Annotated in this window: 14 protein-coding genes; 10 read left to right on the top strand and 4 right to left on the bottom strand. The window is 61.9% G+C overall.

The genetic code is table 11. From position 1 onward, the window contains the following. Positions 1-17 precede the first annotated feature (17 nt). On the bottom strand, positions 18-1,196 hold the full coding sequence (locus ACGYLI_RS14580; protein WP_394419711.1) for an IS5-like element ISPha2 family transposase: 1,179 nt from the start codon (positions 1,194-1,196) through the stop codon (positions 18-20). 361 nt (positions 1,197-1,557) lie between these two features. After that, positions 1,558-2,688: an IS110 family transposase gene (locus ACGYLI_RS14575; protein ID WP_394419672.1), complete on the bottom strand. Its 1,131-nt coding sequence runs from the start codon at positions 2,686-2,688 to the stop codon at positions 1,558-1,560. A gap of 789 nt (positions 2,689-3,477) precedes the next feature. Between ACGYLI_RS14575 and ACGYLI_RS14570 the strand changes: the two genes are divergently transcribed. From ACGYLI_RS14570 to ACGYLI_RS14545, 6 genes are all read left to right on the top strand, one after another. Beyond that, entirely contained in the window at positions 3,478-4,407 is a 930-nt protein-coding gene (locus tag ACGYLI_RS14570) for a DUF2493 domain-containing protein (protein WP_394419671.1), read from the top strand. Between the two features lie 132 nt (positions 4,408-4,539). Further along, the gene (locus tag ACGYLI_RS14565; protein ID WP_255406596.1) at positions 4,540-5,556 is read left to right on the top strand and encodes a GSU2403 family nucleotidyltransferase fold protein; all 1,017 of its coding nucleotides are present in this window, start codon (positions 4,540-4,542) and stop codon (positions 5,554-5,556) included. 540 nt (positions 5,557-6,096) lie between these two features. Then, positions 6,097-6,303, top strand: coding sequence for a hypothetical protein (locus ACGYLI_RS14560; RefSeq protein WP_007120662.1), 207 nt, complete (start codon positions 6,097-6,099; stop codon positions 6,301-6,303). A gap of 560 nt (positions 6,304-6,863) precedes the next feature. Next, positions 6,864-7,445: a helix-turn-helix domain-containing protein gene (locus ACGYLI_RS14555; protein ID WP_088635993.1), complete on the top strand. Its 582-nt coding sequence runs from the start codon at positions 6,864-6,866 to the stop codon at positions 7,443-7,445. Then, positions 7,432-9,765 carry a relaxase/mobilization nuclease domain-containing protein gene (locus ACGYLI_RS14550; protein WP_394419670.1) on the top strand — a complete coding sequence of 778 codons (2,334 nt, stop codon included), beginning with the start codon at positions 7,432-7,434 and terminating at the stop codon, positions 9,763-9,765. Before ACGYLI_RS14555 ends, ACGYLI_RS14550 begins: the two co-directional genes overlap by 14 nt. Before the next feature lie 8 nt (positions 9,766-9,773). Beyond that, positions 9,774-11,774 carry a type IV secretory system conjugative DNA transfer family protein gene (locus ACGYLI_RS14545; protein WP_394419669.1) on the top strand — a complete coding sequence of 667 codons (2,001 nt, stop codon included), beginning with the start codon at positions 9,774-9,776 and terminating at the stop codon, positions 11,772-11,774. 118 nt (positions 11,775-11,892) lie between these two features. Here the strand turns inward: ACGYLI_RS14545 and ACGYLI_RS14540 are convergent, their stop codons facing one another. Beyond that, entirely contained in the window at positions 11,893-12,462 is a 570-nt protein-coding gene (locus tag ACGYLI_RS14540; protein ID WP_394419668.1) for an ImmA/IrrE family metallo-endopeptidase, read from the bottom strand. After that, on the bottom strand, positions 12,463-12,780 hold the full coding sequence (locus ACGYLI_RS14535) for a helix-turn-helix transcriptional regulator (RefSeq protein ID WP_093743720.1): 318 nt from the start codon (positions 12,778-12,780) through the stop codon (positions 12,463-12,465). Between the two features lie 98 nt (positions 12,781-12,878). Here ACGYLI_RS14535 and ACGYLI_RS14530 point away from each other — a divergent pair, with 98 nt between their 5' ends. The 4 genes from ACGYLI_RS14530 to ACGYLI_RS14515 all read left to right on the top strand — a co-directional run bounded on the left by ACGYLI_RS14530 (position 12,879) and on the right by ACGYLI_RS14515 (position 17,820). Continuing rightward, positions 12,879-13,163 (top strand): DUF2188 domain-containing protein, encoded by a 285-nt coding sequence (locus tag ACGYLI_RS14530; protein ID WP_394419667.1) that lies wholly within the window; start codon positions 12,879-12,881, stop codon positions 13,161-13,163. Positions 13,164-13,232: 69 nt separating this feature from the next. Beyond that, the gene (locus ACGYLI_RS14525) at positions 13,233-14,363 is read left to right on the top strand and encodes a hypothetical protein (RefSeq protein ID WP_394419666.1); all 1,131 of its coding nucleotides are present in this window, start codon (positions 13,233-13,235) and stop codon (positions 14,361-14,363) included. After that, on the top strand, positions 14,363-16,648 hold the full coding sequence (locus ACGYLI_RS14520) for a ThiF family adenylyltransferase (RefSeq protein WP_394419665.1): 2,286 nt from the start codon (positions 14,363-14,365) through the stop codon (positions 16,646-16,648). The genes ACGYLI_RS14525 and ACGYLI_RS14520 overlap by 1 nt, the downstream gene beginning before the upstream one ends. Continuing rightward, positions 16,645-17,820 (top strand): patatin-like phospholipase family protein, encoded by a 1,176-nt coding sequence (locus ACGYLI_RS14515; protein WP_394419664.1) that lies wholly within the window; start codon positions 16,645-16,647, stop codon positions 17,818-17,820. The genes ACGYLI_RS14520 and ACGYLI_RS14515 overlap by 4 nt, the downstream gene beginning before the upstream one ends. The last annotated feature ends 68 nt before the right edge of the window (positions 17,821-17,888 follow it).

The raw sequence follows: 17,888 nt of genomic DNA, 5'->3' as shown, positions 1-17,888 counted from the left end.
CAGAGTTGCCTTCTCCGTCAGGCCGTCAGGAGTTTCGGTAGCCTCGCGAGGTTGCAGGCCGCCATCGTCATCGTGAACTGGGCGCAGACCCTATCGAGCCCGCGGTGAACGGTCTGGGACATGCCGCCGACGGTCTTGGCCCAGCCGAACGGTTCCTCTATCTTCTTGCGGCGCCGCTGGGACAGGGCGTAGCCGAGGTGCCGGGTTGTCCGTCCGTCGATGGCGGAATGCCGGGCTTTCTGCGCGACGTGCGGTGTCACGACCATGCGCCTGAGGTCGGCGACGAAGTCGGCGCTGTCGTATCCCTTGTCCGCCCCGAGCGTCAGGCGTCGGGTCGAGCCCGGTGAGTGCCGGTTGATCATCTCAAGTGCCGCCTTCCGCTCGCCATGCCCATCAGCGTGGGTCAGCTCTGCCTGCACCACGAGGCCGTTCCGGTTTTCCATCAGCGTATGCCCCATGAAGCACAGCATCGCCGCCGCGCCCGGCGCCTTCTTGTAAAGACGCGCATCGGGGTCCGTTACGGACGCATGCGTTGCGTTCGAGCGCTTCTGGCCCCGGAAGTTCACCTCGGGGTTGCGGGTCTGGCGGGGCGTGTCGGTCATCGGCTGGGTCTCGGTTTGCTGGGCCTGGTCGGTGTCCGGGGAGGTCTCGTCGGCTGGTGGTGATGGCGGCCCACTGGGATCATCATTCTGCGGCGGCGCTGTACCTTCCTTCGGCTGGAAACTCTTCATGGACGCCCACGCCTTGACCAAGGTGCCGTCGACCGAGAAGTGCTCGTCCGACAGCAGCGGCTTGACCTGAGGGTGCGCGAGGATCGCGGCCATTACCTTGCGCGACATGTCGGTTGTCAGCAGCCGGTCGCGGTTCTTGCTGAACACCGTGGGAACCCAGACCGGGTCGTCGATTCCCAGCCCGACGAACCATCGGAACAGCAGGTTATAGTCCATCTGCTCCATCAACTGCCGTTCCGAGCGGATCGAGAACAGGATCTGGAGAAGGCTCGCCCGGATCAGGCGCTCCGGCGCAATGGAGGGGCGGCCAAAGTCGGTATAGAGCGCGTCAAACTCGGCATCGAGGCTCGTCAGTGCATCGTTCACGATCTGCCGGATCTTGTGAAGCGGATGACCCGCAGGGATCCGCTCCTCAAGGTCAACATAGCTGAACAGCGACTCGCTCGCTTCGTCCGTCCCACGCATCGTCACCCTCACCACCGCTGCCGTGCCGGAAGTGAATCATGTTCTCAAAACCGCGTCGAGACCGGCCTTTTTCAGCAGCCTGTTCTCATGATCGCTGTCAACCCTTTGGTTCACGTTAAATAATCCGGCGATACCGGGCGCAATGTAATGTAGATGCGCAAGGCTGGAGACGGAACTGAGACGACGGTTGAGCAAGCTCTCATACGCGGGTTGGGTACCGCATGACCGTGGTTTCGTCCTGGGGCTGCCTCGGTCTAAAGAGCGAGCGTCGGCATGGCCGGCTCATAACAGGGCACGAGGATTCCCCACCGCGTTCCGCCCCCGGCCTTGCGCATCAGCGGGCCGAAAGAGCGTGTTTTTTCTAAGCGGACTGCGAGACAGTCGGGTCTGGAACCGGCGATACAGCTCGGGCGATGGCCCAGATGAAGCCGACCATTTCCCGAGCGATCGCCGTGGTCACCACGACTTTCGGCTTCCCTGCCATGACCAGACGGCGATAGCGCTGGCACATTCGCAGCTGTCCCTTCCATGCGATGTCCCGCACACACGATGGAACAGCTGCGAGCCGGTCATGCAGCTTGCGGCTGACGCGTGGCTGCATGCGGTAACTCCAGGCGCCTTCGATCAGCGCGCGTCGAGCCAGGCCGCTGCCTGCCTTCGTGATGCCGCCGCGTCGGACGGTGGCCCCGCTGGAATGCTCCGAGGGTGTCAGCCCGAGATAGGCCATGAGTTGCCGTGGGTTGTCGAAGCGATGGAAATCGCCGACTTCCGCGACGACGGTGACCGCAACGACGAACGCGACCCCACGCATGGCCTGGATGGCCTCCACCACCGGTGCCAGATCCCAATCCGGCAGCAGTTCCGTGATCTGTCCCGTCAACCGTGCCACCCGCGCCTCAGCCTCGGCGACGGCATCGACGTAGTCCTGAAAGACGATCTGTTGTGCCCGATGCCCGAAGCGCACGGTCGTCAGCCAGCGCCGATAGGCAACCGTCCACCCTTTCTTGCCGGGGTAGATGCGTCCGTGGCGCAGAAGAAAGCCTTGAAGATGCTGCCGCGCCTTGCCGGTGACGCGCATGGCGGTCGCCCGCGCCCGAACCAGATCGCGCATCGCCTCATGTGCCGCATCGGGGACCCAGACCGCCGTCAGCTCCCCCGCCCGATGCATCTTCGCCAGCATGACGGCGTCGCGACGGTCCGTCTTGACCCGGTCGCCCGTCTTCACCGGGATCAAAGAGGGCGCCACCACGATGCAATCCTGCCCCAACTCGACGAGCTGGCGGTGCAGGCCATAGCCACAGGGCCCGGCCTCGTAGCAGAAGTGGAGCTTGTGACCGCCGGCACCCAGTTTCTCGACAAGCTTCCGAATATGGTCGGCGCGATGCGGGATTGTGCCGAGGTGACGGACCTCGCCGCCTCGAACACCTTCGGCAACCGCCACCGAAATCGTCGCCTTGTGAACATCCAGCCCGATGAACGTGCTATCCTGCATCTGGTCTCTCCCCCATTCCTGAGGCTCGGCACCGGGTCATCCGGCCCAATCCTCGCATTCAGAATGCCGTGGGAGAGACCGCCGACCTAGTCACCGTACAGAGCGATCATGGGGTCTAAGAGGAAACTACCAAGTCATCTGGCACTTGGAGCAAAAGCCCGCGTTCCGCCCATCACGTCGAATGCTGGAGTAGATACTTTGTATAGCTGGCGGCGTGGTCGCCTGCACGTCAACCTTGGGCTAGGCCTTGCGGCCTCCCCTGCTCGGCTTCGCGTGTCGCAGGGGAGAACGGCCCTTCGGTCCGTCGCGCATTCGGCCATGCGGCCTCACCGCGGCGTTGCGCTTGGCGTCCCGGTTTGCCCGCCTCGCGAGCACGTCCCTCCCCGGCCGCTCCGCCGGATTGCGCTCTGGTCTGTTTTGGCCTGAGGCCAAAACGATCCCGCCGCTCCATCCGTCTCCCGCGTCCGGTCGGGCCGTTTGCCTGCTCGTGTCGGGCAAACCTACCGTCAAAACACACACACACATGAGTGCGGAAGCATATCCTCCGGATGGCCCCCAAATCAGCCCGCGTCAAGGATCGCAAAACTTTTCGGCGAGCGCGGTGCCCGTTGCGCGGGGCGGTCCCGTGCGTGAGCGCGCGCATGTGTCGGGTGTTGCGCGCGGAAAACTTTTGCGCCCGGCAAGCCGGCGGCTGCGCCGTCCCTGACTCGGGCAGATTCGGAAACCAGGCATTCGGCCATGCCCCCACACTCACGTGGTGGCCTTGGAACCGAACACTGGAGACCAAACATGGCTTACGACACCGTAAACACCTACGAGACCATCGAACTTTTCGGACTGACCGAGAAGGACGCGCAGCTGCCGATCCCGGAAGATCACATCCTGACCGACCGCATCATCCGCGAAAGCTTCGAGGCTTTGCTCGGGCAGCTGCGCGGGACCGGGCTTGAAGCCGAAATCGAACCGCTGGCCCATGGGCTCGCGACGATCCTGCAGCGCCGCAAGGTGGCACTCGGCAAGGAGGTCGACCGCACCGCCGACAAGATCGGCGCGCTGGCAAAATCCCACGACGGATCGGAGATCGCCGAGACCGCGCTCGAAGAGGCGCAGGCGCGCTTTGTGCAGCTGCGCGAGATTGTCAGCGCCATCGAGGTGATGAGCGAGGCAGCGGCGGAATGCTACGAGATCGAGACGGGCCACGCCTACATCCCGGCAGCCGGGTCGCGCGCAAGCGTCCGGGCGAAAGAGACCGGGGCGGTCTTCGAGGCGCGGCAGCTCCTGGAGCAGCACGACCGCGAAACCGCCGAGAAGTCGAAAGTCGAGGGGGTGCCCCTGATCGTCTCAGGCGCCACCGACTGGACCGATGTCGATGTGATCTTCAACACGCTCGACAAGGTTCGCGAACGGATCAAGCAGAACCGCAATCAGGAGATTTTCCTTTGCCACAAGGGTGGCAAGCACGGGGCGGAGATGATTGCGGCTCGGTGGGCCCGGGCACGCGGGATAGCACAGGCGCGCTTCGATCCGCGCTGGTCCGCGCATGGACGGGCGGCACCGTTCAAGTGCAATGACGAAATGCTGGACGACAAGTTCGCGGCGACGGGGGTTGTGCTCTTCGGCGGCAACGGGGTCGCGCTGAACCTCGGGCAGAAGGCGGAAGCGAAAGGCCTGACGGTCATGCGGGTTGCGGACCCGGCGAAGAAGGCGTCGCAGGATTGAAGAGAGAGGGTCGCCTTCGGGCGGCCCTTTCGTCGTTTCTTATGGGTGTGGACGTTCTCCAAATCACTTTGCCTAGCAATTTCCTGTTTTGATAGGTATATGAATGCCAAGCAAAACTTGGAAATGATAGGCATGACCCCACTCAGCAGCATCGCGATGAGCGCCTATACCGACCTGGTGCGTCTTCTGAAGGACGACGCCTTGTCCGGTGTCGAAGGCAAGCCCACGCTCAAGGAGCGTGGGGATAAGGCTTATTGGTATGCCGCGCGCCGTGTCGGGACGGAGATGCGGTTCATCTATATCGGCGAAGACAGCGACGAGACGCGCGCACGTATCGACCGGATCGAGGATCTGCGCGCGACCGCCAAGGAGCGGCAGGCGCAACGGTCGCGGCTCGTTCGGCTCTTGCGCGCTGAAGGCATGACGCCCACCGACCGGGCGACCGGGTCCATCCTGTCGGCCATGGCCGCAGCCGGAACTTTCCGGTTGGGTGGTACCATCGTCGGAACCAATGCATTTCGCCTCTATGAAGGCGAGCTTGGTATCCGTCTGCCAATTGGCGGTATGGCCAATACTGGCGACATCGACATCGCGCAGTTCGAGAAGCTCAGCGTTGCGTTGCAGGATCAGGTCGACCCGGGTCTTGCCGAGACGTTCTCAGCGCTCAAATTCGATCCTCTGCCAGCTCTTGACCAAGGTCGGACATGGCGATGGGCCCAGGGTGGCAGCGGCCAGTTGGTCGAGTTTCTCACACCGGCGTTCGGAGATGAGACCATCCGTGATCTGCCAGCATTGGGCGTGAACGCCCAAGGATTGAACTATCTCAACTTCCTGATCGCTGAGCCGATCCACGCGGCGGCGATCTATAGATCCGGCGTTCTGGTGCAGGTGCCCCGCCCGGAGCGTTATGCAGTCCACAAACTGATCATTGCCGACCGGCGCCGCGATGGGGCAGGGAGCCTGAAATCCGCGAAGGACCGCGAGCAGGCGGCTTTCCTTATCGAAGCGATGGCCGAGGACCGGCCCGATGATCTGGCTCGGGCCTATGCCACCGCAATGGAGGTTGGGCCGCGCTGGCGGGAGCACATCGGCAACTCGCTGAAGCGAATGCCTGATACCAGGGGGATGCTCGACAGCTTGGGCGCGTGATGGCCGTAACGGGGTCGTGCTTGGCGCGGCCCTTTCGTCATGTCTCATGGCGCGTGCGATCGGTCACACTTGATCGGCAGCTCACGGCATCCAGCACCGTCATCCCTCTACCCAGCCCGTCAGAGTGCGGCCCATCCGCATCGGTATGGGCTGGGGATGGTGCGCACCTCGCACATCGTCAGCAGCGCAAAACCGAGGGGTCGAGACATCGCACATGAGGCTGAAGACCTGTACAACCTTCGGGTGGTGTTTCGGAACATCGCATCCACGCGGGCGGGCTCCGTCAGCACCTCGGCCAGAATCGGCGGGACGAGGACGCGGAGGATGGCTGCGGCGTGATGGCAAGGGTCATCCGGATCACTCCTTTTTGCTCATAGATGTGGATCGCACGGGGTCGGCCCGTCCGTCCCCTCAGCTCACGCTTCGGCAAGCACAAATACGGCTTCCACGGCGGGGCCGCGGACCCTCCGCATTTGCGCTTGCGACCGGTCCTCTTGCCCCCGTGCTGGGTGATCCTCATCGCAATAAGGAGTAACCCAAATGACCAACCACTACGTCGCCACCGTCCCCGTCAAGTTCACCGATACCGATGGCCAGGAGCGCACCCGTTTTCAGCGCGTGGGTGCGATGTTCCGCAACACCCGCAATGGGGATGGCTCGGAGTTCTTCAGCCTCAAGCTCGACTTCCCGGTCGCGGTCTCGGAGCTGGTGATGTTCCCGCCGAGCGCGAAGGATCCCCAGGACTGAATCCTCTCAAGAGGATGGGCCGCCCCAGGACGATCTTGGGGTGGCCCGATCCCTGTTCCAGGGATGCCGTCACCGGCGCGTGTGAACGCCCACAGCGACTTCCTCTTGGTGTCGGTATCCTCGCGCTCAAAGGACGATCGCCGCCCGGAATGATCAGGCCGCGACAGACCGGCCAGTCAGCCTCAAGGGGGCCATCCACAAAAACCTATCGGCCAGGGCCTCCCGGTTTTTGCGGCAGAGATTTGGGGGCCCAAATCTGGCCCTCCTTGACCCTGCCTGTCCGCCCTGTCGGTGGGGTTTGCGCCCGCCCGCGGTTCCGTCCGAACACATGGGTGTTCGGCCAGAGCCTCGGGCGGGGCTGGCGGACCGGACCCCTAGGACAGGTGTCGCCCGGTGGTGAGGGCGGCAGAGCCGCGTCCCTGCGGGCCGCGGGGGAAGCGGACACCAAGGCTGCCTGAGCCTGAATGCGACGTAAGTATATAATTGACAGCTTGGTATAATATCGTAAGGTAGGGGCAGCCTTGGTGGAAGGTGGCAGGAAATAGGGGGTCTTTCTTCGCATGTCTCGCTCAAAACGCCTCACAGATGCGGACCGCATGGAGATCGTTCGCGAAGCTGCGGAAGGCGCTTCCACTTCAGTGCTGGCGGAACGCTTTGGCGTGTCGGTGCGGGCGATTCAGTACACGCTCAAAGCCGATGCCGAGCGCCAGACGGATGCCGCAATTCCGGTCTCAGCGGTCAGTGTCAAGGTGACGGCTGCGGAGCTTGCGGCGCTCGACGAGGTGCTGGTCGAGGCCGGGATCGAGAGCCGTGCCGAGGGGCTCAGGCGGCTCATTCAGGCGGCAGGCGGGGTGTTCGTTCCGGACGCGCAGATGGCAGCAGAGATGGCGCGCTACCGCGCCTCTCTGCACGAGGTCGGTAATGGGGTCGCGCAGATCGCCAAGCAGATGGCGCAGGCCAACCGGCAGGGGCAGGGGGCTGGCCCGGAGTTTACCGAACTGCGCCTTGCGCAGATGCGCGGGCTGGCGCGGTTCATCCTCGATTCTGCTGACGAGATCGATCTGCTCCTGCGCCGCCGTCGGGACGCAATGCAGCTGCAGGCCACAGCCGCGCTGAGGGAGTTTGCCCATGCGGCTGAATGATGCCGTCCATGCCGTCACGGGCGAGGTCTTCCGGGATGGCTGGAGCCGCGTCCGGGGCTCGATGCAAGGTCTGCACGTGGCCAAGCAGACCCAGCTTACTCGCGCGGCAGCAGGGCATCGGCCAGCGGTCTTCAAGGCGATCCGGGGCGGGGGCACGCATACCAAATCGCAGCTCGCAAACCAGCTCGATTACCTCACCACCAAGTCTACCCATATCGTGGACAGTAGCGGGTTCCTGGATGGCAAGGCGAAGCTCGAGGCGGGTGACATCAAGGACCTGACGGAGCGCTTTGCCAAGCGGTGGGATGCGGGCTTCAAGCCCAAGCTCGGACAGACCACCCACATGCTCATGTCCTTCCCCGTGGGCACGCGTGGGGAGGATGTGTGCGACATCGCGACGGATGTGGCCGAGCGGTTCTTCCAGACCGACGCGGGCCATTTCGACTACATCATCGCGGTGCATGAGGACCGCGATCACCCCCATGCGCATCTGGTGTTGAACCGCCGCTCGCAAGAAGGCGAGTTCTTCTTCCTCGGGCGCGACCATCGCTTCAACTATGACGACTTCCGCCTCGCCATGGTCGAGGAGGCGGAGAAGTACGGCGTGCGGCTGGAAGCCACGCGGCGGGTGGAGCGCGGCGTCGTGCATTACCCGGCCCGGACCAGCGAGATCTACGCCGCGAAAGAAGAGGGTCGCGCGCCCCGCGAGCGCGAACGCGTGGGGCAGGACCTGACCCGGACGCTGGCGGAGATCGTCAACACCAGAACCGTCTACCATTCGCTTGCCGCAGAGGCCTCCCGGGAGGCCCGGGAAGACATCGCCGCGGCACTCTTCCGCGCGGGCGAGGTGCTGGCGCATGGCGGACAGGTGGACCGAACAGGAGATGTGTATATGGCCGAGGATCAAAGCTTCGAGGATCTGAGAAGCCTCTATGCGGAAAAGCTCGCGCGGGTGCAGGGCATGATCGCCGAGAAGTCTGACGCGGAACGTCCCGTGCTGGAAAAACGCCTCATCGAGATCCAGACACAGGTCCAGCACATGCAGCCCTTGGGGCTGCGCTCGGGCTCGCTGTCAGAGGCCCCCTCGGAGGGCGGGATCTATTCCGAAGCCAATATCGACGCCAGCCAGCGCGAGCGTCTGGCAGAGCCCGACCTGAGATCGCGCATTGACGCGGCAATACGGGGCACCGGGATCAGCACATCGGAAGTGGTGGCCCGGATCGAGACGGGCGCCTCAAATGCAGCGCTCGAGCATCAATGGATCGCCGACGATCTTGCCAAGGTGGCCGAGGCGCGGGACCTGAACCTTGAACGCCGCGCCGATCTGGAACAGGCCCGCGACATTCTCAACGATGTGCATGTCGAACTTGGCACGCTCTTGGAGCGGGAGAACGTGCTGCGCCGGGATGGCGTCATGGAAGCGGAACCGGTCAGCGAGCAGTTCCATTATCATGAGGGCGCGGTCCGGGCGATGGAAGGGACAATCCGTCAGGAGATGCGCGCAGACGGCCTGACCGCGCAGCAGATCGAAGACCGGGACTGGGAGGTTGTCTCACGGGCGGAGCGCCGGATCGAGACGGAGCAGCGCGCGTATCTCGAGGCACACCCGGACTTGCTTGCACGCCCAAGCGATGTAATCGACCGGTCTGAGCCCTACTGGGAGACCATCACCGATGCGGCCCGCGCCAGCGAGATCACCCGCGAGGTCGACCGGATCATGGAGGGACGCGACGTCCGCACACCTGTTGCGGATGCTGTCACGGATGACTTACGCGCGCGCTATCCGGACATGCCGTCCCACCTCGCCCGCGGGCTCGGCGCGACCTATGCGGCCGTCGTCGAGATACGCGACACGGAGGCCATTAATCAGGTCCGCCGCGAAACCGAGATGCGCGATGGGCTTGGGTCTGGCACGCGCGACGACATCCTCAAAACCCGCGATGAAACTGCGCCGCAGTTTGACCGTGCCGACCGCCTTGCAGACGAGATTAAGCGTGTTCTGGACCATGAGCGGGCGGGGGAGTTGTCCGCCCCCTTCGAGACCGAGGCGGAGCGGGACGCCTTCCGTGGCGAGATCGCGCGGGTGCTGGATGACCCTCAACTTGAGCGGCTCACATCTGGCGATGCCGATGCGCTGGAAAAGGTTCTCGAGGACCGCCTCGACCGGCTCTATGTCGCCAAGGTCTACCTGCAATCCGATGCCGCGACGGCCAACACGGAGGCCTTGCGCCAGGTGGTCGATGAACTCGCCGACGCCGAATATGAAAAACACCGCGCGACAGACGTGGATGGCGAGACCGAGCGGGGCCAGGTCCATTGAGCGCCGCCATGGGAAAAACGCGGATCGCTACGGGTGTGCTGCTCGTGACGCTGGTGACCGGGGCCATGGGCTATACCATCGCCTCGGCGGTGCTGACCTACCAGGATCTCGGGTTTGGGGCCGAGATCGACTTTGCCTATATCGCGCAGAACTACATGGCGATCCTCAATCGCCGCCCGGAGGACGCGCAACTTATTCACTTGATCATCGGCAGCTTCGCCGCCGCCGGGCTGATGCTGAGCCTCGCCCTCTCGGGGTCCGCCCTGACACGGTTTGGCCAGACCCATTGGCAGACCGCGCGCGAGATGAAGGCCAATGGCTTCTTCGGGGCGCCGGGCACCGGGTTCATCCTCGGCAAACTTGGCTCTCCAAAGTCCCGCGCGAAATACATCTGCTCGAAGGTCTTCCCACACGCGCTGATCGTGGCCCCCACGGGCCGCGGCAAGACCACGGGCTTTGTCATTCCGAACCTGCTGACCTGGCAAGGCTCCGCCGTGACGCTCGATGTGAAGGGCGAGTGTTTCGAGGCCACGGCCCGGCACCGCGCAGCCCAAGGCGACAAGGTCTATCGCTTTGCCCCCACCGATTGGGAGGGCAAGCGCACGCATCGCTACAACCCGCTCCTGCGCATCTATGAGTTGAAAGATCCCGCGCGCCAGCAGATGGAATTGCAGCTCCTGGCGACGCTTTTCCTGCAAAGCGACAATGACCGGGTGCAGGGGCTGCTCAAGGGCGGGATCGATCTCTTTGTGGCAGCAGGCCTGCTGGCGTTCCAGCGCAAGCGCCCCACTTTGGGCGAAATCTACCGCATCGCCGCGTCTGGCGGGAACAAGCAGAAGGAGTATTTCGCGCGGGGTCACGAGGTCGACAACAGGGCGGCCAAGCTGATCTTCACCCGGCTCGCCTCGACCAACAACGATACGCTGACCTCTTACGTCTCGCTCCTGATGACCTCGGGGCTCGACCAATGGCAGAACCCTGCCATCGACGAGGCGACGGCGGTGTCGGATTTTGATTTCCGGACGATCCGCAAGAAGCCCTTTTCGGTCTACCTTGTGGTCCAGCCGCTGATGGTGAAGCCGCTCGCGCCGCTGATCCGGCTGTTCTTCTCCGATCTCCTCTCCGCCATGCAGGAAAAGGACCCCGGGCCGGATGAGCCCTGGCCCGTGATGATCATGCTCGATGAGTTCAATCGTCTCGGCAAAATGCCCATCGTGGTCGAGAGCATCGAGACCCTGCGGACCTATCGCGGTCACCTGGCCGTTGTCACCCAAACCATCCCCGCCCTCGATGAAATCTACGGCGAGAACACCCGCCGCGCCCTGCAAGGCAACGCGGGCGTGAAGCTCTACCTGACACCGTCGGATGAGAAGACCGTCGAGGAGCTGAGTAAGGCTGTCGGCAAGACCACGAAAACCGTCATCACGCGGTCCCAGTCCATCGGCAAGAACCCCTTCGAGGGCCGTAGCCAGTCCACCCGGACCGAAGAAAGCTCTCTCCTGCCCGAGGATGAGGCGCGCCGCCTACCGCTCGACGAGATCGTCATGGTCATCGATGCCCAGATGCCGGTCCGCGCGAAGCGGATCCAATATTTTGACGATCGGCTGTTCAAGGCGATCCACGCGGCACAGACGGGAGAGTTGCCGTTTCCGAAGCCGGGGGGAGGTGGGTCGCAGGGTACGCTGCCGCTGAGTGTGCGCGCCATGCCGATGACGCCGCCTGCGAACGGACCAAGTGGACCTGAAGCCGTCGTGGAAAACTCAACTCAGGCTTCTGGGGGGCAACTGTCACGACAAACTGACGGCGTTCCAAAGAAAACCGCGCCCGTCGTTCAAGCCGTCATCGCCGAGGAACAGCGTCAGATGGAGATGGATTTTGGGAGCCAGGTCGCCGATGCAGAGGCAGCGAGCGTAGTAAATGAGGCGCAGATGCGCTCCGCCGTCGATGGCTTGGACGACATGGAAGCGATGCTGCAGGAAGAGGGCGGCGAAAAGCTGGTGGCTCGATAGGTTGGCGAGCTTGGTCTGTCTGTCGGGCAGGACTGGAATCGGGCTTTCGTGGAAACCGAAAATGAATTGGCAATCTGGAACGAAAGCTGACCTTCGTTTGGAGTGGGAACAAAGAATGCTACGTGTGGCGGCGCAAAAGCTGGTAGTCTACACCCGTCATCCGAAGCCGCCACTTCAGCATGTCCGGGCTGACGAGATGTTCTTTGCAAGCGTCACGGTCTGAAAGCCGACGGCGACGAATAGACAAAAGGGCGGGTCGGGGCAGCAGCAAGGCGCCGGCCAACCAGTCGGCTTCGTCTTCCTGGTCTTGATCGAAGTTTCCCGGAACAAGCGAGCCGTCCTCTAGGATGCAGGCTGATGCGAGTTCGTGGCCCAAGATGATGTGCGCCAGCTCGTGCATCACCACATTGTTGCGACGACCTTTAGATGAAACCGGTTTGTGAACGACAAGATGGGCCGCGCCTAATCTCATCGTGAGGGCAGACCACGATTGATCAGTCTCGTCGCTCAGAACCGACCTTGCGCTTTCTGATATCCCATCAACTTCATCGGTGGACCAAACAGTTACTCGAAGCTCTTCTGCCAATCGGTCGGCAGACAGCGCGTCGTGATCCGACAGGCCAAACTGCTTTCGAAACTCGACCGATCGCCGCTCACATTGAGATTTGAACCCTCGTCTGAATGCCACTTAGTGTCCTCGAGCATCGACGTCTTGTTCGAATTGTCGCGAGGCCTGGGTGATTAGTTCAGCCAGAGCAAGAGCGGTCGCTTGCGGGACGGCTTTTCTGTTCTTGAATGCGATTTGAAGGTCTCCAACGCCCGTGAACTTCGAAGGCTCCTCCCCCAACCATTCGCTGAGTTTGTTGAGCGTGCCCACGTCTGGCACATGCCCTTTTTCGATCCTCGTGAGTGTGGTCGGACTGATCCCGATCTCCTTCGCGGCAGCCCTAACCCCCATGTTTCCCCGTCGCCTTAAGACTAGTGGGGCGAGTTCGTTGATATTCATGTGCCCTCCTTAGTGTTTCGTAGACTGGTATTAGTGGTGCGACGACTGTTTACTTGGCGAGGCTTCTGGCCTATACCAGTCTGTGAAACACTTGAATCATGCCGAAGGGCCGGGGTCAACAGTTTCGAATTGAGGCGAGTCAGGAAAATAAGGAGAATTCGATGTCAAAGCGTATTCATGTGGTCCCCCACGGGGATGGTTGGGCTGCACGCCGTGAGGGCGCTACCCGGGTCGGATCCACGCATGCGACTCAGGCAGAGGCGAGTGCGGCCGCACGCACCACGGCGATCCGAGAGCGAGGCGAGGTCGTCATCCATCGGCCCAATGGCCAGATCCGCGATGCCAATTCCTATGGGAACGATCCCTATCCGCCGAAAGGCTAGACTCCAGTACGGGGCTGGAGGTCAAAAAAACTGCCCAATCTGCTCGGGCAAAAATATGAGGACACTGAAATGCAGGCTCTGGTGAACTTCTTTCCGCTCGGCAACGCCGACACCTCCCGCCTCGACCTTGCCGATGGGCGCAAGATCCTGATCGACTTCGCCGCAATGCGTTGCGACGACGATGAGGATGACCAGCGTTGCGACTTGCCGACGACACTTCGCCGCGACTTGGATAAAGCGGGCCGCGACTACTTCGATGCGGTTTGCATCACGCACACTGACTCCGATCACTGTAAGGGGTTCGGTGACTTCTTCTGGCTGGATCATGCTGCACTCTACCAAGGCAAGGGTCGTGTAAAGATCAGGGAGCTCTGGGTACCTGCAGCGGCAATCCTCGAAGAGAACTTGAAGGATGACGCGCGGTTGGTCCGTGCGGAGGCACGGTACCGTTTGCGTCAGGGCAAGGGTATTCGAGTGTTCTCTCGCCCCGAACGGCTGAAGGCCTGGATGGAGGCGGAAGGGATCGATTTTGAAAGCCGCAAGCACTTGATTGTGGATGCTGGCAAACTCGTGCCTGGGTACACATTGACTGGACCAGAGAAGGTAGAGTTTTTTGTGCACTGCCCGTTTGGCTGGCGACAAGATGAAAACACTGTCGTCGACCGCAACGAAGATTCGATCGTCATGCAGGCCACCTTTGTCGAGGGCGGCCGGAAGACGAGACTGCTTCTCGCCTCAGACGTCAATTACGAGACGCTGGCTGCGATCATCCAGGTTAGCCGGAAGCACGGCAATGAGGACAGGCTCGCTTGGGATCTGATGAAGCTGCCGCACCATTGCTCCTACAAGTCGTTGGGGCCAGAGCGTGGCTCGAACGAGACTGTCCCTGACCCCAACGTCAAGTGGCTGTTCGAGGATCAGCGCCAACCCGGCGGCGACATCATCTCTCCGTCCTGGCCGATCCCAGTGAAAGGTTCGAAGGCCGACGACGACGTCCAGCCCCCGCACCGGCAGGCTGCAAACTATTACCGTCGGATCACTGTGGCGCACGACGGCGAATTCATCGTGACGATGGAGTACCCGTCGAAGAGTGACCCTACGCCCTTCGCATACAAGATCACGGCATTTGGTTTCGCCCTTGCGCTTGCCGCGCCGATGGTTGCTGGAACCGCCGCGGCAGCGTCGCCCAGGGCTGGTTAATGGACGTCGAAGCCTGGCTCACCGCATCCTTCGACGAAGTGATCGAGGTCGATGACCTCACCTCTTCGGCAGCGTCAACGTTTGCGCGGTTTGTCCACCGGCATGCCGCCGAGCTCGCTGCCGTGGTCGCACTGCGCAGAGGAGGGGCCGGTGAGCTTGTCGAACTCACCTTCAGGACCGGCAGACCGCAGCAGAGCGTCGTGCCAATCCGGCGCACAGAACGAATTGGCGTTCGCTTCGCTGGCGGCGATACGATGCCATTCGTCTACGTGTTGCGGAGTGATTTTCCCGACACTGCCCACCAAAATCTCACTGCCGAAGGATCACCCCGCGCGATCTGTATCGATGACCGAAGTTGGGCGGAAGCGCGCCTCACATGGACACCGGCCGAGCTTGTCCACCGTATCCTTACCTGGTTTCGGCGAGCTGCCGAGGGCGCTTTGCATGACGCCCGGCAGCCGGTCGACCCGCTTATGTTCGGGACGGGCTACAACATCATCATGTCCCGCGCGTTGATCGATAACGCCAACACACAGGATCTCGTCGCTGTCCCTGACGACACGGGCACGCTGATGCGCGTGGTCCCGCGTTCCCAGCTGGAGGGGCGCACACTGGCTTTGCCGTTGACGGTGGCAGCATACCGAGTGCTTCCGGCGCAGATGGTGCGGCTTTCGTTCGCGCCAAGTAATCTTGGCAGCCTTGCCGACTTGCTTACGGTGCGCGGGATCGACCTGTTCGCCGACCTGCGCACGCGCCTCGCTGGTTGGTTGAACGACGCGCAGACCAATGCTGCGCGGATCAATTCCTGCCTGGCCGTGATCGTCGAGATGCCGATTGCCTCACCAGACGGAACACAACAGGGCACCGATATGCGGGCCTTTGTCACCGCTGAGAAGGTTGGTGACCTCGCGGTCGCGCTCGGAATTGCCCACAAGGTTGAAAGCAGGGATCAGGGGGGTGCCGCCGGCTTCGTTCCGGCATTGACCGCGGGAGCTGTGGATGAGGCTGCCCTCATCGCGATGGCCGTGCTTCCGGTCGAAGTTCACGCTACCTTTGACCGAGACCTGGCGACCCGGCTTGCGGGCCGCACCATCCCGGATGAACGCCAAGCTGTGATCGTCGGAGGGGGCGCGATCGGTGCCCATGTCGCTCCTTGTCTTGCCCGAGAGGGGCGCTTTTGCTGGACGGTGATAGACGATGACGTCCTGCTTCCACACAACCTTGCTCGTCATGTCGGCTTCGGCGGCGACGTCACGAGACGTAAATCTGAATTGCTTGCCGGGGCGCTGGCGAGCATACTTGACGATGAAGACACTGTGGCCACGGCGATAACCGCCCAGATCGGGGTCGAAGGGCAGCGGAATGACGATGTTGATCGCGCGCTCGATGATGCCGATATCATCGTGGATGCATCCGCTTCTTTGCTGGCTGAGCGCTTCCTCTCTGACCATCACTCCAAGGCTCGGCGGTTCAGCATCTTTTTCAGCCCGGCGGGCGATGCCGCCGTTCTACTGGCCGAACCGAAAGATCGCAGTGTCACGTTGCGCGATCTGGAAGCGCAGTATCTGGGGCACATCGTCCGCGAGGAAGCTCTCGCCGGTCATTTGGAAACCCCGGTACGGACATTCGCCTACACTGGCGCCTGCCGTGCCATCACAAACCTGATCCCTGAATCGCGCGTCATGGCCCTAAGTGGCTTGGTTGCGGAAGGTCTGGGACGGGCCGCCGATTCTGATGATGGGGTCATTCGCATCTGGTCACTCGGAGCGGGCGGCGAAGTCCGGCACGTTTCCTATCCTGCGGAGGATGTGCGTCGCTTCGATGTCGATGGCTGGCAGGTTGCACTCGATGGCGGACTCCGCTCACGCATCGCCGCGATGCGAGATGATTGCCTGCCGAACGAGACCGGAGGTATTCTGCTGGGTGTCGTCGACATTCCTGCGCGGAAAATACACCTTGCCGATGCCGCCAAAGCACCTGCTGACAGCATCGGATCGCCGACCGGGTTCGTCCGGGGCACCGACGGTGTCCAACAGATGATCGACCGATCTATGGCCGAGACACAGGGACAGTTGCGCTACGTCGGTGAGTGGCATTCACACCCGCCACTGGCGGGGGTGATGCCAAGCGTTACAGACCTATCCCAGATTAATTGGCTCGCCACCATATTTGACATGGATACCTTGCCCGGACTGATGTTGATTGCCGGGCAGGCTGAACTCGCTGTTGTGTTCATGCGCCGAAATAAAGAGCCTTCTCCGCTGGCTGAAGGATCGGGTCAATGAGTAAGCCCACAATCGGCCTCTCGCTCTCAGGCGGTGGATCCCGTGCCATTGCGTTTCATCTGGGCTGTCTGCGCGCCTTGCATGACTTGGGGATTCTTGACGAAGTTCGGGTTATCTCGACGGTATCCGGGGGAAGCGTTATTGGCGCACTCTACGCAGCCAATGACGAACCTTTCACGGTCTTCGAGACCAAAGTGCGATCATTACTTGCCCGCGGTTTGGTTCGCCCCGCCTTGCGTAAAGTGTTCACAACTACCGAAGGCCTGCGAGCGGTCTATTGTGCTGCCCTTCTTGGAGTGATCAACGTCGCCACCTTGGCGATCGCGACCGGACCGCGCCTCTTTGCTCTGTTACTGCCAACGACAGCGCGAAAGCGCTGGAGCCTAGAAAAGTTGCGCGCACCCATGCCGCGTTTTGCGAGCAGGACGACGATCTTGCGTAGGGTCTTGGACGAAGATGTCTTTCATGGTCAGAAGTTGCGGCAATTGCCCTCGACGCGCCCACTTCTGATTATCATTGCCGCGGATTTGCGCACGGGTTCGGCTTTCTATTTCTCGCGGGAGAAGTCGGGATCTTGGCGTCTCGGAGAACTTGCCGGTTCACAGACGACTCTTGCACATGCAGTCATGGCCTCTGCGGCATATCCTTTGTTTCTGCCAGCGCTTGATGAACGTCTCGCCTTCAACAAGCCTGACGGATCGCGGCGCGAGGAACACGTTACCCTGACCGACGGCGGGGCATATGACAACTTGGGCCTTGCGCCGCTTTGGCCGGATCGAGATTCCTCCATAAGTCTAAACGTCTCTAATGTGGACACAATCATCTGCTGCCGCGCGGGATACGGTCTTCGGTTTGATCCACCGAGCCAATTCTTCATGGCGCGCCTTACAAGCACGTTCACGAGCATCTTCGACAGGGCTCAAAACGCAGCCGTGAAGCGTCTATTCGATTTGAAGTCGTCAGGACAGATTAAGGGGTTTGCCATGCCTTTTCTCGGCCAGGATGACTCCCGCCTCGCGTTTCCGCCATCGGATCTCGTTTCACGAGAAGACGTACATGGATATCCTACTGACTTTTCTGCAATGCCGGAGGAGTGGATCGAGAAACTCAGCAAGCGTGGTGAACAGTTGACATACGCGTTGATTGCCGAGCACATGCCAGAACTGTCGTGAAATGTGTGAGCAAGTGCGAGTTTTCCGACGTAAGCATGTGCTTGAGGCATCCTGATTCGTGAGGTGTC

It is taken from the genome of Sulfitobacter sp. 1A13421, from assembly GCF_043557285.1.
Lineage (GTDB): Bacteria > Pseudomonadota > Alphaproteobacteria > Rhodobacterales > Rhodobacteraceae > Sulfitobacter > Sulfitobacter faviae.
This window is presented reverse-complemented; position numbering and strand designations above follow the sequence as displayed.